Origin of the sequence: Duganella aquatilis, from assembly GCF_009674565.1 — a bacterium.
In the GTDB taxonomy this organism is placed as follows: Bacteria; Pseudomonadota; Gammaproteobacteria; order Burkholderiales; family Burkholderiaceae_D; genus Rugamonas; species Rugamonas aquatilis.
In genome coordinates this window covers 11,655-26,283 of sequence record NZ_WKJL01000032.1, presented here as the reverse complement: position 1 = coordinate 26,283, position 14,629 = coordinate 11,655, and the positions used below count along the sequence as shown (strand labels likewise).

The following is a 14,629-nucleotide window of genomic DNA, read 5'->3' as shown; positions in this document are numbered from 1 at the left end:
AACCGGCATGCAATGGCACTGTGGCGAGATAGACACGCCCGTCGGCCGCGCAAAGCGACGGTAGACATTTGCGATATATCAAACGCCGTTCAGGCCGTATTTTTAAGATAGGTGCTCACCCAGACCGGAGACCGCCATGACCATTCTTTTCGACAATCACCAATATGCGAAGCGGCTGCAGGAAGCCGGCATGTCAGCGGCGCTCGCCGACATCCAGGCCGAGACGACTGGCGAATTCATGAACGAGCTAGGCGCACTCAACATCAAGCTCGATAAATATGCCGTAGATACCACCGCGAAAATCGATCAGGTGGAATTCAAACTGGATGCAAAAATCGACAAGGTCGACATCCGGCTGAATGGCCGAATCGATCAGGTCGAGGCACGGCTGGAAACAAAAATTGCGGAGAGCAGAGCCGAGTTGATACGGTGGGTGGTCGGCGTCGGCATACTGCAGTCGTCACTGCTTTCAGCGCTGCTGCTCAAGATGATGCCCGGGTGAAGACTTACGGCTGCCAGTCCAGCACTTGTACCGGTTGCGGCGGCACGTTGGCCTGGCCTTCGCCGTCGACCTGCTGGACGTTCTGCACGAACAGGCTCAGGGTGCCGTTGCGGCGCCAGAGTTCGGTGTCATAGCTGGGCTCCCAGGCGCCGACGGCGAATGCCGTCAGATCCAGCACCTGCCACGGGCCGTGCAGGATATCGGCGGTGCTGGCCACCGAGACCTTGCTGCCGCGCTCCTCATCGCGGAATACCAGCAGCGCGCCGGCCGCGTTGACCATGATCTGCGGCCGCGCGATCGGAATGCGCTTGGTGCCCTGCCCGCCCAGCGAGAACGGCGTCTTGCGGAAGTCCAGCGCACGCACCTGCCAGGCCGCGCCGTCGTGGAAGATCACGTGATACTGCGGTACGGTGGAACCGGCGTCGCGCCAGTAGCTGGCGATGTAGGGATGGCCATCCTGGTCGGCCGCCATCGACGTCTGGTTGATCAACTCGCTGTTCTGCGGAATGCGCAGCGCATACTCGGCGCTGGCGGCGCTGATCGGCAGCGTGTAGGGCCTGCCGTCCGACCGCTCCCACGTCACGCCGCCGTCGCGCGAACGCGCATACGCCATGTCATGATTGCTGGCCACGTCCGGCGACTCGCGCCACACCCACGACAGGTGCAGCGTGCCGCGATGGTCGAGGAAGGCCTGCCAGTAGGCGTTGCGCTGGCCTTCGCCGGTGATCAGGTTGGTGTGCAGCCGCGTCCAGCGCTGCGTGGCGACGTTGTAGCGGTTGATGATCAGGTCGCCGCGCCCCGAGCCGCCCAGGCGGTAGAAGAACAGCAAGTTACCGTCCGGCAGCCGGTGAAACTCGGGATAGGACACTTCGTCCTCCTCGGCGCCGACCATGGACAGCTTGGTCCCCAGCGCCAGCGAACCCGGCGCCACGCTGCGCGCATAGCGCAAGGGGTTGTTGTGATGATCCCACGACACATGCAGATAGCCGGCGCCGTCGACCATGATGCTGATGGCGTTGTGCGCATCGGCCGCGTTGCCCTGCCAGGCGCTGCGCCGCACCGTCCACCGCGTGTCGCCCAGCTTGCGCTTGCCCAGCACCAGGTAGCGCTGCGCATCGTAGTAGGCCACGTACTGCGTGTCGCCCTGCGTCACCAGCGAATTCTTGCGGAACACCACCGCGTTGACCGAGTTGTTGGCCCAGCCGTCGCCCACCACCGACAACACCGGCGCAGCCGCCGCCTGAAGGGTTGCAGCCAGCAAGGCCGCCGAGAGTAAACGTTTGATCATGCCCCATGCTACGCAAAGACTAGACGTAGATCAACACCAACATAATTTCCACATGGAAAATGTGCGATAATCTCCACCGCACTATTGGCGCCCTAAAAAATTGTCGCTATGACCACGCACCACGACCACACTCCCTATCTCGACCAACTGACCGACGATCCGCAAACCTTCTGGGAATCGCGTATCAAGGCCAGCCGCTGGATGATCGTCAAGACGCTCTGTCTGGGCGCGCTGGCGGCCGGACTCGGCATCCTTGGCCAGGGCTGGCTGGAAAAAGCCGCGCCCATCTTCCCCTTCATCAGCCAGAACTACGGCCTGTGGCAAAGCGCCTATCTGCTGTCGCTGCTGCTGGTGTTCCTGCTGTGGGCCTTCGCCATGCGGCAAAAGTTCGGCCTGCTGGAAAACAGCAAAAAGGGCTTGCAGACCCAGCGCCGCATCGATGCGCACAATGCGCGCGTCGAGGAGCGCCGCCAGGCCAACCGCGAGCGCCGCGAAGTGGTTCGCAAGGAGCGCGAGGAAAACTCCATCTACTTCAAGGCCTCCACCGGCGGCAGCAAGAAGTTCGACTACTGATCACTCGTAGCGCAGGCAGTCCACCGGCAGCAGCTTGGACGCGCGGCGCGCCGGGTAGAAGCCGAAGAACACGCCCACCAGGCTGGAGAAGCCGCACGCCACGATCACCGCCTGCAGGGTGATGAACACGTCGAACTTGCCGGTGGCGGTAATGCCCGCCGCCGCGCCGGTGGCCAGCACGATGCCGAAGATGCCGCCCACCAGGCAGATCACCACCGCCTCCGTCAGGAACTGCAGCAGCACGTCGCGCGGCTTGGCGCCGATCGCCATGCGGATGCCGATCTCGCGCGTGCGCTCGGTCACCGACACCAGCATGATGTTCATGATGCCGATGCCGCCGACGATCAGCGAGATCGCGCCGATCAGGCCCAGCAGCGCGGCCAGGCCGGCGCTGATCTTCTGCGCCGTCTCGGCAAACGACGCCAGGTTGTCGATGCGGAAGTCGTCCGGCTGGTCGATCTTGATGTGGTGGCGGTCGCGCAGCGTCTCGCCGATGTCGAGGATCGCATCCTGCAGGTTGCCGCCGGATTTACCCTGCGCCACCACGTAGTGCACATTGCCGGGGAAGGGCATCTTCACCAGGTTGGCGGCGGCCGCCGTGATCGGCACGATGACGTACTCGCTCAAGTCGCCGCCGTCCACCTGCTTGCCCTCGCCGTACAGCACGCCCACCACCTGGAACGAGACGTTCTCGATGCGGATGTATTTGCCCAGCGGGTCCTGCTTGTAGAAGAACTGGTCGGCGATCTTGCGGCCGATGACCACCATGCGCGAGGCGGCGCGCACGTCGGCGTCGCTAAAGGCGCTGCCCTTGTCGACCTTCCAGCCGCGGATCTTGAACATGGCCGGGGTCACGCCGTGCACCGTCTTGGAAGCGTTCTCGTTGCCGACCGCGAGATTGAAGCCGCCCTGCAGCACCGGCGCGGCGCCGGCCAGCGACGGCAGTTCGTTCAGCGCCGCCGCATCGGCGATGGTCATCGCCGGCTGCGCGCCGCTGCGCATGCGCTGCTGTTGCGCGCGGTCGCCGCCGGGGGAGATGAACAGCATATTGGTGCCCAGCTGTTCCAGCTCCTTGGCGATGAAGCGCTTCATGCTGTCGCCCACCGCCAGCAGCAGCACCACCGAGGTGATGCCGATGATGATGCCCAGCATGGTCAACAGCGTGCGCAGACGGTTCGCCAGCATCGAGCGAAACGCCTCTACCACGATCTGTAAAAGGTTCATATTGTTTATACGGTTAAGTTGTCGTGGCTCAGCAGCATCTGGCGCAGGCCTTCGGCCGAGGGGCCGTCGTACAGCACGTGGCCGTCCTTGAGGCGCATCAGGCGCTTGCTGTAGGCGGCGATGTCCGGCTCGTGCGTCACCAGCAGGATGGTGATGCCGCGCTCCTCGTTCAGCTGCTGGAACGAGCGCATGATCTCGACGCTGGTCTGCGTATCGAGGTTGCCGGTCGGTTCGTCGGCCAGGATCAGCGGCGGATCGCCCACCAGCGCGCGGGCGATCGCCACCCGCTGCTGCTGGCCGCCCGACAGCTGGTTCGGCGTGCGTTTGGCCATCTCCTTCAGGCCCACGCGCTCCAGTTCCAGCAGGGCCTTGGCGTGCGCCCTGGAGCGCGAGACGCCGGCGTAGATCAGCGGCAGCGCCACGTTCTCCGCCACGCTCATGCGCTTGATCAGGTTAAAGCTCTGGAACACGAAGCCGATGGTGCGGTTGCGGATGGTCGCCAGCTGGTTGCGCGACAGCGTCAGCGTATCGACGCCGTCGAGGAAGTAGCTGCCGCCGGTGGCCTGGTCCAGGCAGCCGAAGATATTCATCAGCGTCGACTTGCCGGAGCCGGACTGCCCCATCACCGCCAGGAAATCGCCGCGCGGCACGGCCAGGTCGATCCCGTGCAGCACCTGCGTTTCGATGTTGCCGGAAAAGTAGCTCTTGGTGACCTGGCGGATGTCGATCAGCAGCTCATTGGCGGGCCCACTCACATGCCACCTGCATTCTCATTGCCGATGGCGCGCGTGATGACCTTGTCGCCCTTCTTCAACTCGCCGCCCACCACTTCGGTGTAGCGGAAATTGGACAGGCCGATTTTCACGTCGGTGGCCTTGGGCTGATTCTTCGCGTCCAGCGTGTAGATGCGGAACGAGCGCGCCAGGTCGGCCTTGGTGCGGAACGAGGCGTCGTCGTCCTGCGGCGCCTCGGCGGCGGCCGTGGCGCTGGCCGCAGCGGATGCGGAGGCCGGCCTGGCCGCTTCGGCCAGCTTCTTCTGCTTCTCGATCTCTTCGTCGCTGAGGCGGAAGCGCAGCGCGGCGGTCGGCACGCGCAGCACGTTCTGGCGGTTGCCCACCAGCAGACGCACCTGTGCCGTCATGCCCGGCTTGAGCAGCTCGTCCTGGTTGTCGACGTCCAGCACCACGTTGTAGGTCACCACGCTGTTCACCACGTTGGCGGCCAGGCGGAACTGGCGCATGCGCGCATTGAATTCCTTGTCCGGATAGGCATCCACCACGAAGCGCGCCTCCTGCCCTTCCTTCAGCGAGCCGACGTCCGCTTCCGAGACGCTGGTATCGATCTGCATCTTGGTCAGGTCGCGCGCGATCTGGAACAGCTGCGGCGTGGTGAACGACGCCGCCACGGTCTGGCCCAGGTCGACGGTGCGCTTGATGATCACGCCGTCGATCGGCGAGCGGATCACGCTGTTGTCGAAGTCGGCCTGCGCGCGCGCCAGCTGCGCCGAGGCCAGCTGGATATTCGCCTGCGCCACATCGACCTCGCGCTTGGACTGGTCCAGCGCCAGCGGCGAGATGTAGTTCTGCGACAGCAGCGACTGATTGCGCTGGTGCGTGGCCTGCGCCAGCTTGAGCGAGGCGCGCGCCGACGCCAGCTGCGCATCGGCCTGGCGGATCTGCGCATTGAAGATGGTCGGGTCGAGTTTCAGCAGCACCTGGCCCTTGGACACGCGGTCGTTGAAATCGGCCTTCAGTTCGCTCACCGTGCCCGACACTTGCGAACCGATATTGATCAGCGCCACCGGGTTGATGGTGCCGGTGGCCGTCACCGTCTGCGTGATGTTGCCGGTGTCGACGGCCGCGGTGCGGAAGCGTGGCGGCTCCACCACAGGGGCCTTGCTTTTGGAATAATAAGCGGTGGCGCCACCGCCGATGACCAGCAGGGCCACCGCCAGCCCGATTTTTTTCTTGGTGAGGAAAGCCATTGTTTTCAGTGTGTCCCGTAGTGAGATCCGGCGACATGCGGATCAGCCGGGCAAGTATTCCGCATATTTATCTTAAAAGCAACTATTCAATGCTCACCGCATTGTCTGCGGGCACTTTGTTTGTGATATGGTCCCATCATCATGATGGAACTCTTCATTTCGCCGGACGATCCGTCCCTGCTCCACTACGGCACCTACTCGCCGTGGCTGGTTTTACTCTCAATCCTGGTTGCCATCTTCTCATCATGGATGGGATTGCAAGTGGCCGCACAGGCGCGTCTGGCCGGCACGCGGCCGCTGCGCGCCGCCATGCTGGGCACCGGCAGCCTGGCGCTGGGCTGCGGCGTGTGGTCGATGCACTTCATCGGCATGCTGGCGTTCAACCTGTGCACCGACGTCGACTACGACCACGTGCTGACGCTGATCTCGGTGCTGCCCAGCCTTGCCGCGTCGGCGGTGGCGCTGTACATCATCAGCATGCAGCGCCTGAGCGCCATCTCGCTGATCAGCGGCGGCGTGCTGGTCGGCGCCGGCATCGGCGCCATGCACTACACCGGCATGGCGGCGATGCAGACCGCGCTGCAGCTGCGCTACGATCCCTTCATGTTCGGCCTGTCGATCGTGGTGGCGGTGGTGCTGGCCACGCTGGCCTTGTGGATACGCTTCGGCCTGCGCTCGCTGCGCCTGCCGGCGGCGCTGGTGGGCGTCATCAGCGCCGCCGTCATGGGCTGCGCCATCGCCGGCATGCACTACACCGGCATGGCGGCGGCGCGCTTCACCGGCGTGCTGCCGCTGGACGTCTCGCCGCAGCAGAACTCCACCTTCCTGGCGCTGGCGCTGTCGCTGATCACCGTGGCGGTGACGGTGTTCGCCACGGCCGCCAACGGCATGCTGCGCTACCGCGAAATGTACCGCCAGCAGGCCGAGAGCGAGGCCTGGATGCGCGCCCTGCTGACCACCACCGTCGACGGCGTGATCACCGTCGACCGCGACGGCGTGATCCAGGAATTCAACGCCTCGGCCGAACGCATCTTCGGCTGGACGCGCGCGGAAATCATCGGCCGCAACGTGCGCCTGCTGATGGCCGATGCCGAGCGTTCGGAGCAGGACGGCCTGCTGAACTATCTGCGCACCGAGGACGGCACCGTGCCCGGCAAGGGCAGCGAAGTGATCGCCGTGCGCAAGGACGGCAGCCAGGTGCCGATCCGCCGCGCGCTGGGCCATGCGCGCCTGGCGCAGCGCGACCTGTTCGTGCTGTTCATTACCGACATCAGCGAACGCCGCGCCATCATGCAGGCGCTGCGCGACAACGAGCAGCAATTCCGTTCGCTGATCGGCAACATCCCCGGCATCTCCTTCCGCAGCAGCATGGCCTTCGACACGCCGCCGGTGTTCGTCAGCGACGGCATCGAGCGCCTGGCCGGCTTTCCGGCCAGCGACTTCGTCGGCCCCGCACGCACCCGCACCTTCGGCTCGCTGATCTGCGAGGAGGACCGCGAGCGCGTGGCGGCCGAGATCGCGCGCAGCATCGCCGCGCTGACCGCCTACCAGGTCGAGTGGTGCCTGATCCACGCCGACGGCAGCCGCCGCTTCATGTGGGAACACGGCGCGGTGACGCAGGACGAGAGCAATCCGGCGATCCGCTGGATCGACGGCGTGATCCTCGACATCAGCGAACGCCGCGAGATGGAACTGGAGCTGCGCAAGGCCAAGGAGACGGCGGAACAGGCGGCCGCCGCGCGCGCCAGCTTTGTCGCCAACATGAGCCACGAAATCCGCACGCCGATGAACGCCATCCTCGGCTTCACCGACGTGCTGCTCGACACCGACTTGAGCGACGAGCAGCAGCGCCACCTGAACACGGTGCGCAAGGAAGGCCGCTCGCTGCTGCGGCTGCTGAACGAAATCCTCGACACCGCCAAGCTGGACAAGGGCGCGGTGGAGCTGGAGCCGGACGACTACAGCCTGCTCGGCCTGATCGACGAACTGGCGTCCACCTTCGGCAGCAACGCCCGCAGCAAGGGGCTGGAGATCGACATCGCCTACGACGGCACGCTGCCGGCGTGGCTGCACGGCGACGAGCTGCGCATGCGCCAGATCCTCGGCAACCTGCTCGACAACGCCATCAAGTTCACCGCCGCCGGCAAGGTCTGCCTGCGCGCCGGCGTGCGCCAGGGGCAGCTGCACATCGCGGTGCAGGACACCGGCATCGGCATCGCGCCGGACCGCATCAACGCCATCTTCGATCCGTTCACGCAGGCCGACGCCTCGATGACGCGGCGCTTCGGCGGCACCGGCCTGGGCACCACCATCAGCCGCCAGCTGGTCGATCTGATGGGCGGCAAGATCTGGGCCGAGAGCACGCCGGGCCAGGGCACCACCTTCCACGTGCTGCTGCCACTGGAGCCGGCCCACAACGGCGAGGGCCAGCGCAGCGAAGTGAGCGACTATCCGCTGCCGCCGCTGCACATCCTGGCCGCCGACGACGTGCCGCAGAATCTGGAGCTGCTGTCGCTGCTGCTGGCCAAGCGCGGCCACACGCTCGACACCGCCACCGACGGCTACATGGCAGTGCAGATGTCGGCCGACCGCCTGCACGACGTGATCCTGATGGACATGCAGATGCCGATGCTGGACGGCCTGGCCGCCACCCGCACCATCCGCTCGCGCGAACAGCACCACGGCGACGCGCCGGTGCCGATTGTCGCCATGACCGCCAGCGTGCTGGCGGCGCACCGCGAAGCGGCCGCCAAGGCCGGCATGAACGGCTTTGCATCCAAGCCGGTCGACTGGCACACGCTGTCGCACGAAATCGCGCGGGTGCTCAACCTGCCGCCGCTGGCGTCGGCGCCGCCGCCGTCCGAGGCGCCGCGCCTGCGTTCGCTGAACCAGAAGGCCGGCCTGGCGCGCTGGGGCGGCGAGGAAGCGGCCTATCACCAGGCGCTGCACCGCTTCGTGGCGGACCACGCCAGCGCCGCCGCCACGCTGGTCAAGCTGCTGGCCAACACCAGCGAAGTGGGGCTGGCCGAAGCGCAGGCCTGGGCCCACAAGGTGCGCGGCGTCGCCGCCAACATCGGCCTGGAACAGATCGCCGCCACGCTGGCGCAGATCGAGAAGCTGTGCGGCTCGCCGCAGCGCGATGACGGCGTGCCCGGCGAACTGTCGGTGGCGCTGCAAACCGAACTGGCGCAGGCGCAGCGCACGCTGGCGGCGCAGCTGGATGCGGCGCTGAGCGCCATCCACGCGCTGGCGCCGCCGCGCGGCACCCGGCTGGAGACGCCGCCGCCCGCCGTGTTCGACCCGTCCATGGCGCGCCAGAAGTCCGCCGCCCTGCTGCCGTCGCTGCAGCGCGGCGCGCTGAACGACGCCGCCCTGACCGCCCTGACCGCCGCCCTCACCGGCGCCCCGCCCGCACTGGCCCAGCAGCTGAAGGCGGTGCAGGACGCCCTCAACGATTTCGATTTCCCGCAGGCCTACGCCGCACTGCAAGCACTACAGGCCAGCCTGTCCACGGAGACCCCATGATTACCACGCACCAAGCCAACCAGCCGCAGATCCTCGTGGTCGACGACGAGGCCAGCAACCTGCAGCTGCTGCGCCACATCCTGCAGGACCAATACCGTCTGCTGTTCGCCAAGGACGGCCCGCGCGCGCTGGAACTGGCGCGCTCCGAACAGCCGCAGCTGATCCTGCTGGACGTGATGATGCCGGGCATGACCGGCTACGAAACCTGCGCCAAGCTGAAGGCCGATCCGGTCACGGCGTCGATACCCGTGATCTTCGTCACCGCCCTGGCCGACACCGACGACGAGGTGATCGGCTTCGAGGCCGGTGCGGTCGACTACATCACCAAGCCGGTCAGCCCGCCCATCGTGCGTGCCCGCGTGCGCACCCACCTGTCGCTGGTGGGCGTGGATGAACTGAAGAAGACGCGCCTGGAAATCGTCCAGCGCCTCGGCCTGGCGGCCGAATTCAAGGACAACGAGACCGGCCTGCACGTGATCCGCATGAGCCACTACTCGCGCATCCTCGGCCTGGCGCTGGGCATGACGGAAGCGGAGGCGGAAGACCTGCTGCACGCGGCGCCGATGCACGATGTCGGCAAGATCGGCATCCCCGACAACATCCTGCGCAAGCCCGGCCCGCTGGACGCGGAAGAATGGAAGGTGATGCAGTCGCACGCCTCGATCGGCGGCGACATCATCGGCCGCCATCCGCACGGCATGCTGGCGATGGCCTACGACGTCGCCGTCACCCACCACGAGAAGTGGGACGGCAGCGGCTATCCGAACGGTTTGAAAGGGGAAGAGATTCCGCTGGTCGGGCGCATCGTGGCGATCGCCGACGTGTTCGACGCGCTGACCTCGGCGCGGCCGTACAAGGAAGCCTGGCCGCTGGAGAAGGCCGTCGCTCACATGGAGGCGCAGCGCGGCCTGCATTTCGAAGGCCGCCTGGTCGACCTCTTCTTTGAACAGATGCCCGCGCTGCTTGAGATCAAGGAACGCTGGGCAGAGCGTTAGTCCACGCCTTTACGCGACCAGGCGTGCGCCGCGTCCGGCCAGGCGCGCCATCACGCTGACGGCGTGGTCGATCTGCGCCCTGGTGTGGCCGGCGTTCATCATGAAGCGCAGGCGCGCCTGGCCCACCGGCGCCGCCGGGAACTGGATCGAGTCCACGTGCACGCCTTCGGCGCGCAGTTCCACCGCGTAGCGCTGGCAGGTTTCGGCATCGCCGATCAGCACCGGCAGGATAGGCGTGGCGGTCGAGATGATGGTGTAGCCCAGCGGCGCCATGCGCTCGATGAAGTAGCGCTGGTTGTCCCACAGGCGCTGGCGGCGTTCCGGTTCTTCTTCCAGGATGTCCAGCGCCGCCAGCAGCGCCGCAGCCTGGTCCGGCGGCGGCGGGCAGGTGAAGCCGTAGGCGGAGCTGGTCAGGCGGATCACGTCGCCCACATCCTTTTCCACCGCCACGAAGCCGCCGATGGAGCCGAGCGCCTTGCTCAGGGTCCCCATCTGCATGATGTTCGGGCTGTAGCAGTTGAAGTGCTCCGAGGTGCCGCCGCCGGTGGCGCCCAGGATGCCGGTGGCGTGGGCGTCGTCGATGTACAGCAGCGCGTCGAAGCGCTCGGCCAGCGCCACCAGCTCCGGCAGCGGCGCGATCGTGCCTTCCATGCTGAACACGCCGTCGCTGACGATGATCGGCGTGGTGCCTTCCACCGCGCCGGCCTGCAGCAGCGACTCCAGGTGGTTCATGTCGCAGTGGCGGTAGTTGTAGCGCAGCGCGCCCGACATCTGGATGCCTTCGCGGATCGAGATGTGATTGAATTCGTCCGAGTAGTAGGCGTACTTGCGGCGCTTGCGGGCGCGGAAGCCGTGCAGGCGCGCCAAGGTGGCCGCCTTGACGATCGACGACAGCACGCCGATGTTGGTCATGTAGCCGGTGACGAACAGCACCGCGTCGCTCTTGTGCTTCAGCGCGCCCAGGCGGCGTTCCAGCTCGCGGTAGACTTCCAGGTCGCCGCCCAGCAGGCGCGACTCGCAGTTGCCGACGCCGTAGCGGTCCAGGCCCGCCTTGGCCGCCGCCACCAGGCGCGGATGGTTGGCCAGCGCCAGGTAGTTGTTGGTGCTGAAGGACACCACCGACTCCCCTTCCGTGATGAAGGTCGGGTCGGGCAGCGTGCTGTGCACCGACGAGTCGTGGTAGATGGGGTGATGCTGGAGCCAGCTGGCGATGTCGCTTAAGTCGTGCATGATGGAGGTAGCCGAAAGATATCAGCTCATCATAGGGGGGCGCGGCTTTCCCCAAGCTTGCGGCCACATTACGAATTGGAGAGTTGCGCTTTGGACTAGCTGGCCGCCAGCGGCAGCACGATGCGGGCGATCAGTCCCGGTCCGGCGTCTTCCAGCACCAGCTTGCCGTCGTGCGACTTGGCGGTGGCGCTGACGATGGACAGGCCCAGGCCATTGCCCGGCATGTGGCGGCTCTTGTCGAGCCGGTAGAAGCGCTGCGTGACGTTGCCCAGTTCGCCCGCCGGAATGCCGGGACCATTGTCGTGCACCGACATCGACGCCTGGCCGTGATGCAGGCCGGCGCGCACGTGAATGACGGAACCGGGGCCGGCGTACTTGATGGCGTTGTCCAGCAGGCTGGCGACCGCGCTGGCCAGCAGGTTGCGGTCGCCGTCCACGTACAGCGAGTCCGGCGCGTCGACCGTCAGCGCGATCTGGCTGTCCTCGGCGATGGCTTCGTACATCTCGCCGATGTCGGCCACCACGCGGCCCAGGTCGAGCCGCTCGAACAGGCGCGCGCGCATGCCCGATTCCGCCTCGGCGATCTGCAGCAGGCGCTCGAACAGGCGTATCAGGTCATCGATGTCGTCGATGGCGTCGTGGGCGGCGGTGGCCAGGCGCGGCACCGTCACGTCGTGGCGCAGGGCGTCGTCCAGCCGGCCGCGGATGCGGCTCAACGGCGTGCGCAAATCGTGGGCGATGGCGTTGGAGACGTTGCGGATGCCGTCCATCAGCAGCTCGATGCGGTCCAGCATGCGGTTGATGTCGCGGTTGAGCAGCGCGAATTCGTCGCTGCCGACGACCGGAATGCGCGGACTCAGGTCGCCCGCCTCGATCTGCGCGGCGGTGCGGCGGATCTGGCCCAGGCGCGACTCGATGCTGCTGCGGAACAGCATGGCGCCGGCGATGGTCAGCATCAGCGACACGCAGGCGCCGGCCGCCAGCGCGCGCCAGATCACTTCGCGCACCGCGTCTTCCTCGCTCAAGTCGCGGCCGACGATCAGCACCCCGCCCTGCACCAGGGGCCGCAGGTACAGGCGCGCCGGCGCGCTGCGGCCGTAGCGCAGCACGGTGGCCGTCACCAGGTCCGGCGCATCGGCCACGCTGGGCCAAGAACCGAGGTTGCCGGCCAGCGCCGTGCCGTCGACATCGAGCAGCTGGAAGATTTCGCGGTCGTTGTCGACGCCGTCGGTCAGCAACCGGTGCACCTCCGCCTTCAGCGCCTCGCGGTTGCCGTCGTTGATGTTGTCCAGCATGCGTTCGGTCTGGGCCCGGATCTTGCCGTCGATGTTCTGGTCCAGCACACCGATGGTGCCGCTGTAGAACACCGCCGATACCGCCACGATGGACGCCAGGCCCAGCAGGCCGTAGCCCAGCACCAGCTTGGCGACGATCGAGGTGCGCAGTCTAAACACCCGGCAGCTCCGCCTCGTCCGGCGGCGTCACGCCCATGCGGTAGCCGACGCCGCGCAGCGTGTGGATCAGCATCACCGGGAAGTCCTTGTCCACCTTGGCGCGCAGGCGCGAGATCTGCACGTCGATCACATTGGTCTGCGGGTCGAAGTGGTAGTCCCACACCGATTCCAGCAGCATGGTGCGGGTCACCACCTGGTTCTCGTTGCGCATCAGGTATTCCAGCAGGCGGTATTCGCGCGGCTGCAGCGTGATCACCTTGCTGCCGCGCGTGACGCGCAGCGTGCGCAGGTCCAGCCGCAGGTCGGCCACCTGCAATTGCGTGCTGTCGGCGCCGGGGGCGCTGCGGCGCAGCAGCGCTTCCACGCGCGCCAGCAGTTCGGAGAAGGCGAAAGGCTTGGACAGGTAGTCGTCGGCGCCGCCGCGCAGGCCGGTGACGCGGGCGTCGATGGTGGTCAGCGCGCTGACGATGATGACCGGGGTCTGCTTGCCCAGCGCGCGCAGCTTGTCGACGATGGACAGGCCGTCGATGCGGCCCGGCAGCATGCGGTCGAGGATGATGATGTCCCAGTCCTCGCCGGTGGCGTAATCGAGTCCGTCCGGGCCGTTGGCGGCGGCGGTGACGATGTAGCCGGCCTCGCGCAGTCCCTTGCAGATGTAATTGGAAGTTTCGGCTTCGTCTTCAATAACCAGGCAGCGCACGCGAGTCTCCGAAATCAGGGGCAGACGCCTATTTTACCTTGGCCGCGCCACCAGCTCGCGGTACAGCGCATGGTAATTCTGCGCCATGCGCTCGGCGGTGAACAGTTCCCAGTAACGCGCCTCGGCGCGGCGGCCCATGTCGGCGGCCAGCTCCGGATGGTCCCACAGCTTGCGCATGGCGGCGCCCAGCGCCGCCGGATCGTCGGGCGGCACCACCAGCCCGGTCTCGTTGTCGATGTTGATGTAGGTGGTGCCGGTGCCGATCTCGCTGGAGATCATCGGCTTGCCGAACATCGCGCCTTCCAGCAGCGAGATGCCGAAGGCTTCCGAGCGCAGGTGCGACGGGAACACCATGGCGTAGCTCAGTTCCAGCAATGCCGCCTTGTCTTCCTCGTCCACCGCGCCGATGAACTGCACGTGGGTCAGGCCCAGGCGCCGCGCGTGTTCCTTCAGCTCCTGCTCGATCGGGCCGGCGCCGACGATCACCACCGGGTAGTCGACATTGGCCATCGCATCCAGCAGGATGTGCAGGCCCTTGTAGTAGCGCAGCACGCCGACGAACAGGAAGAAGCGCTCGCCGCACTGGGCGCGCCACTTGTCCTTCGATGCCTGCGACGGCGTCGGATAAATCGATTTATCCAGGCCGTAGGTGATGGTGCGGGTCTTGTGCTCGAAGCGCTTGAGCACCGGCGACGAGGCCAGGTAGTTGGGCGAGGTCGCCACCACGGTGCTGACGTTTTCCAGGAAGCGGCGCTTCAGCGGGCCGTACACGCGCAGCAGGTTCTTCTGGCGCACGATGTCGGAGTGGTAGGTCACCACGCTCGGCTTGTCGATGCGCGCCAGGAAGTGCGCCAGGTCCATGAACGGCCACGGGAAGTGGTAATGGATCACGTCCGCCTTGCGCGCCAGGCGCGCCAGCTTGCGGATGGCGGCGAACGAAAAGCCGGTGGAGGCGATCTCGAAGTCCAGCGGCACGCGGTGCACGGTATGGCCTTCGATCTCGATCTCGGACGGACCGTTGCGGCTCAGGGTCAGCACTTCGTTGGTGACGCCGAGGCGGCCCGTGCCGACGCACAGCTGGCGTATCACTTGTTCGATACCGCCCCAGGTGTCGGGATAATAGGTCTTGTAGAAATGGAGGACGCGCATGGCTC

The 14,629-nt window shown here is 66.4% G+C and carries 12 protein-coding genes; 4 read left to right on the top strand and 8 right to left on the bottom strand.

Translation table 11 applies throughout. The features are described 5' to 3' along the window. Positions 1–136: 136 nt before the first annotated feature. Positions 137–502, top strand: coding sequence for a hypothetical protein (locus GJ698_RS26960; protein ID WP_154360952.1), 366 nt, complete (start codon positions 137–139; stop codon positions 500–502). Positions 503–506: 4 nt separating this feature from the next. On the opposite strand, the gene GJ698_RS26955 is transcribed toward GJ698_RS26960, so the two are convergent. Beyond that, positions 507–1,790, bottom strand: coding sequence for a BNR repeat-containing protein (locus GJ698_RS26955; protein WP_154360951.1), 1,284 nt, complete (start codon positions 1,788–1,790; stop codon positions 507–509). A 108-nt stretch (positions 1,791–1,898) separates the two neighbouring features. Between GJ698_RS26955 and GJ698_RS26950 the strand changes: the two genes are divergently transcribed. After that, the gene (locus tag GJ698_RS26950; RefSeq protein ID WP_154360950.1) at positions 1,899–2,363 is read left to right on the top strand and encodes a hypothetical protein; all 465 of its coding nucleotides are present in this window, start codon (positions 1,899–1,901) and stop codon (positions 2,361–2,363) included. Here GJ698_RS26950 and GJ698_RS26945 read toward each other — a convergent pair whose 3' ends face one another. The 3 genes from GJ698_RS26945 to GJ698_RS26935 are packed head-to-tail and all read right to left on the bottom strand — an operon-like array spanning position 2,364 to position 5,571. After that, positions 2,364–3,548: an ABC transporter permease gene (locus tag GJ698_RS26945; RefSeq protein WP_154360979.1), complete on the bottom strand. Its 1,185-nt coding sequence runs from the start codon at positions 3,546–3,548 to the stop codon at positions 2,364–2,366. It lies immediately after the preceding gene. A 44-nt stretch (positions 3,549–3,592) separates the two neighbouring features. Next, positions 3,593–4,342: an ABC transporter ATP-binding protein gene (locus GJ698_RS26940; protein WP_371865449.1), complete on the bottom strand. Its 750-nt coding sequence runs from the start codon at positions 4,340–4,342 to the stop codon at positions 3,593–3,595. After that, positions 4,339–5,571 (bottom strand): efflux RND transporter periplasmic adaptor subunit, encoded by a 1,233-nt coding sequence (locus GJ698_RS26935; protein WP_154360949.1) that lies wholly within the window; start codon positions 5,569–5,571, stop codon positions 4,339–4,341. The genes GJ698_RS26940 and GJ698_RS26935 overlap by 4 nt, the downstream gene beginning before the upstream one ends. Before the next feature lie 141 nt (positions 5,572–5,712). Between GJ698_RS26935 and GJ698_RS26930 the strand changes: the two genes are divergently transcribed. Both GJ698_RS26930 and GJ698_RS26925 read left to right on the top strand, forming a co-directional pair. Next, positions 5,713–9,096 (top strand): MHYT domain-containing protein, encoded by a 3,384-nt coding sequence (locus tag GJ698_RS26930; RefSeq protein ID WP_154360948.1) that lies wholly within the window; start codon positions 5,713–5,715, stop codon positions 9,094–9,096. Beyond that, a complete protein-coding gene (locus GJ698_RS26925) occupies positions 9,093–10,091 on the top strand; it encodes a response regulator (RefSeq protein ID WP_154360947.1) in 999 nt (332 codons plus the stop codon). Before GJ698_RS26930 ends, GJ698_RS26925 begins: the two co-directional genes overlap by 4 nt. 9 nt (positions 10,092–10,100) lie before the next feature. Here the strand turns inward: GJ698_RS26925 and GJ698_RS26920 are convergent, their stop codons facing one another. The 4 genes from GJ698_RS26920 to GJ698_RS26905 all read right to left on the bottom strand — a co-directional run bounded on the left by GJ698_RS26920 (position 10,101) and on the right by GJ698_RS26905 (position 14,624). Next, positions 10,101–11,321, bottom strand: a complete 1,221-nt coding sequence (locus GJ698_RS26920; protein WP_154360946.1) for an aminotransferase class I/II-fold pyridoxal phosphate-dependent enzyme — start codon at positions 11,319–11,321, stop codon at positions 10,101–10,103. Between the two features lie 95 nt (positions 11,322–11,416). Continuing rightward, positions 11,417–12,775, bottom strand: a complete 1,359-nt coding sequence (locus GJ698_RS26915) for a HAMP domain-containing sensor histidine kinase (protein WP_371865448.1) — start codon at positions 12,773–12,775, stop codon at positions 11,417–11,419. Beyond that, positions 12,768–13,475, bottom strand: a complete 708-nt coding sequence (locus GJ698_RS26910) for a winged helix-turn-helix domain-containing protein (RefSeq protein ID WP_371865447.1) — start codon at positions 13,473–13,475, stop codon at positions 12,768–12,770. The genes GJ698_RS26915 and GJ698_RS26910 overlap by 8 nt, the downstream gene beginning before the upstream one ends. A 33-nt stretch (positions 13,476–13,508) precedes the next feature. Beyond that, entirely contained in the window at positions 13,509–14,624 is a 1,116-nt protein-coding gene (locus GJ698_RS26905; RefSeq protein WP_154360944.1) for a glycosyltransferase family 4 protein, read from the bottom strand. Positions 14,625–14,629 lie beyond the last annotated feature (5 nt).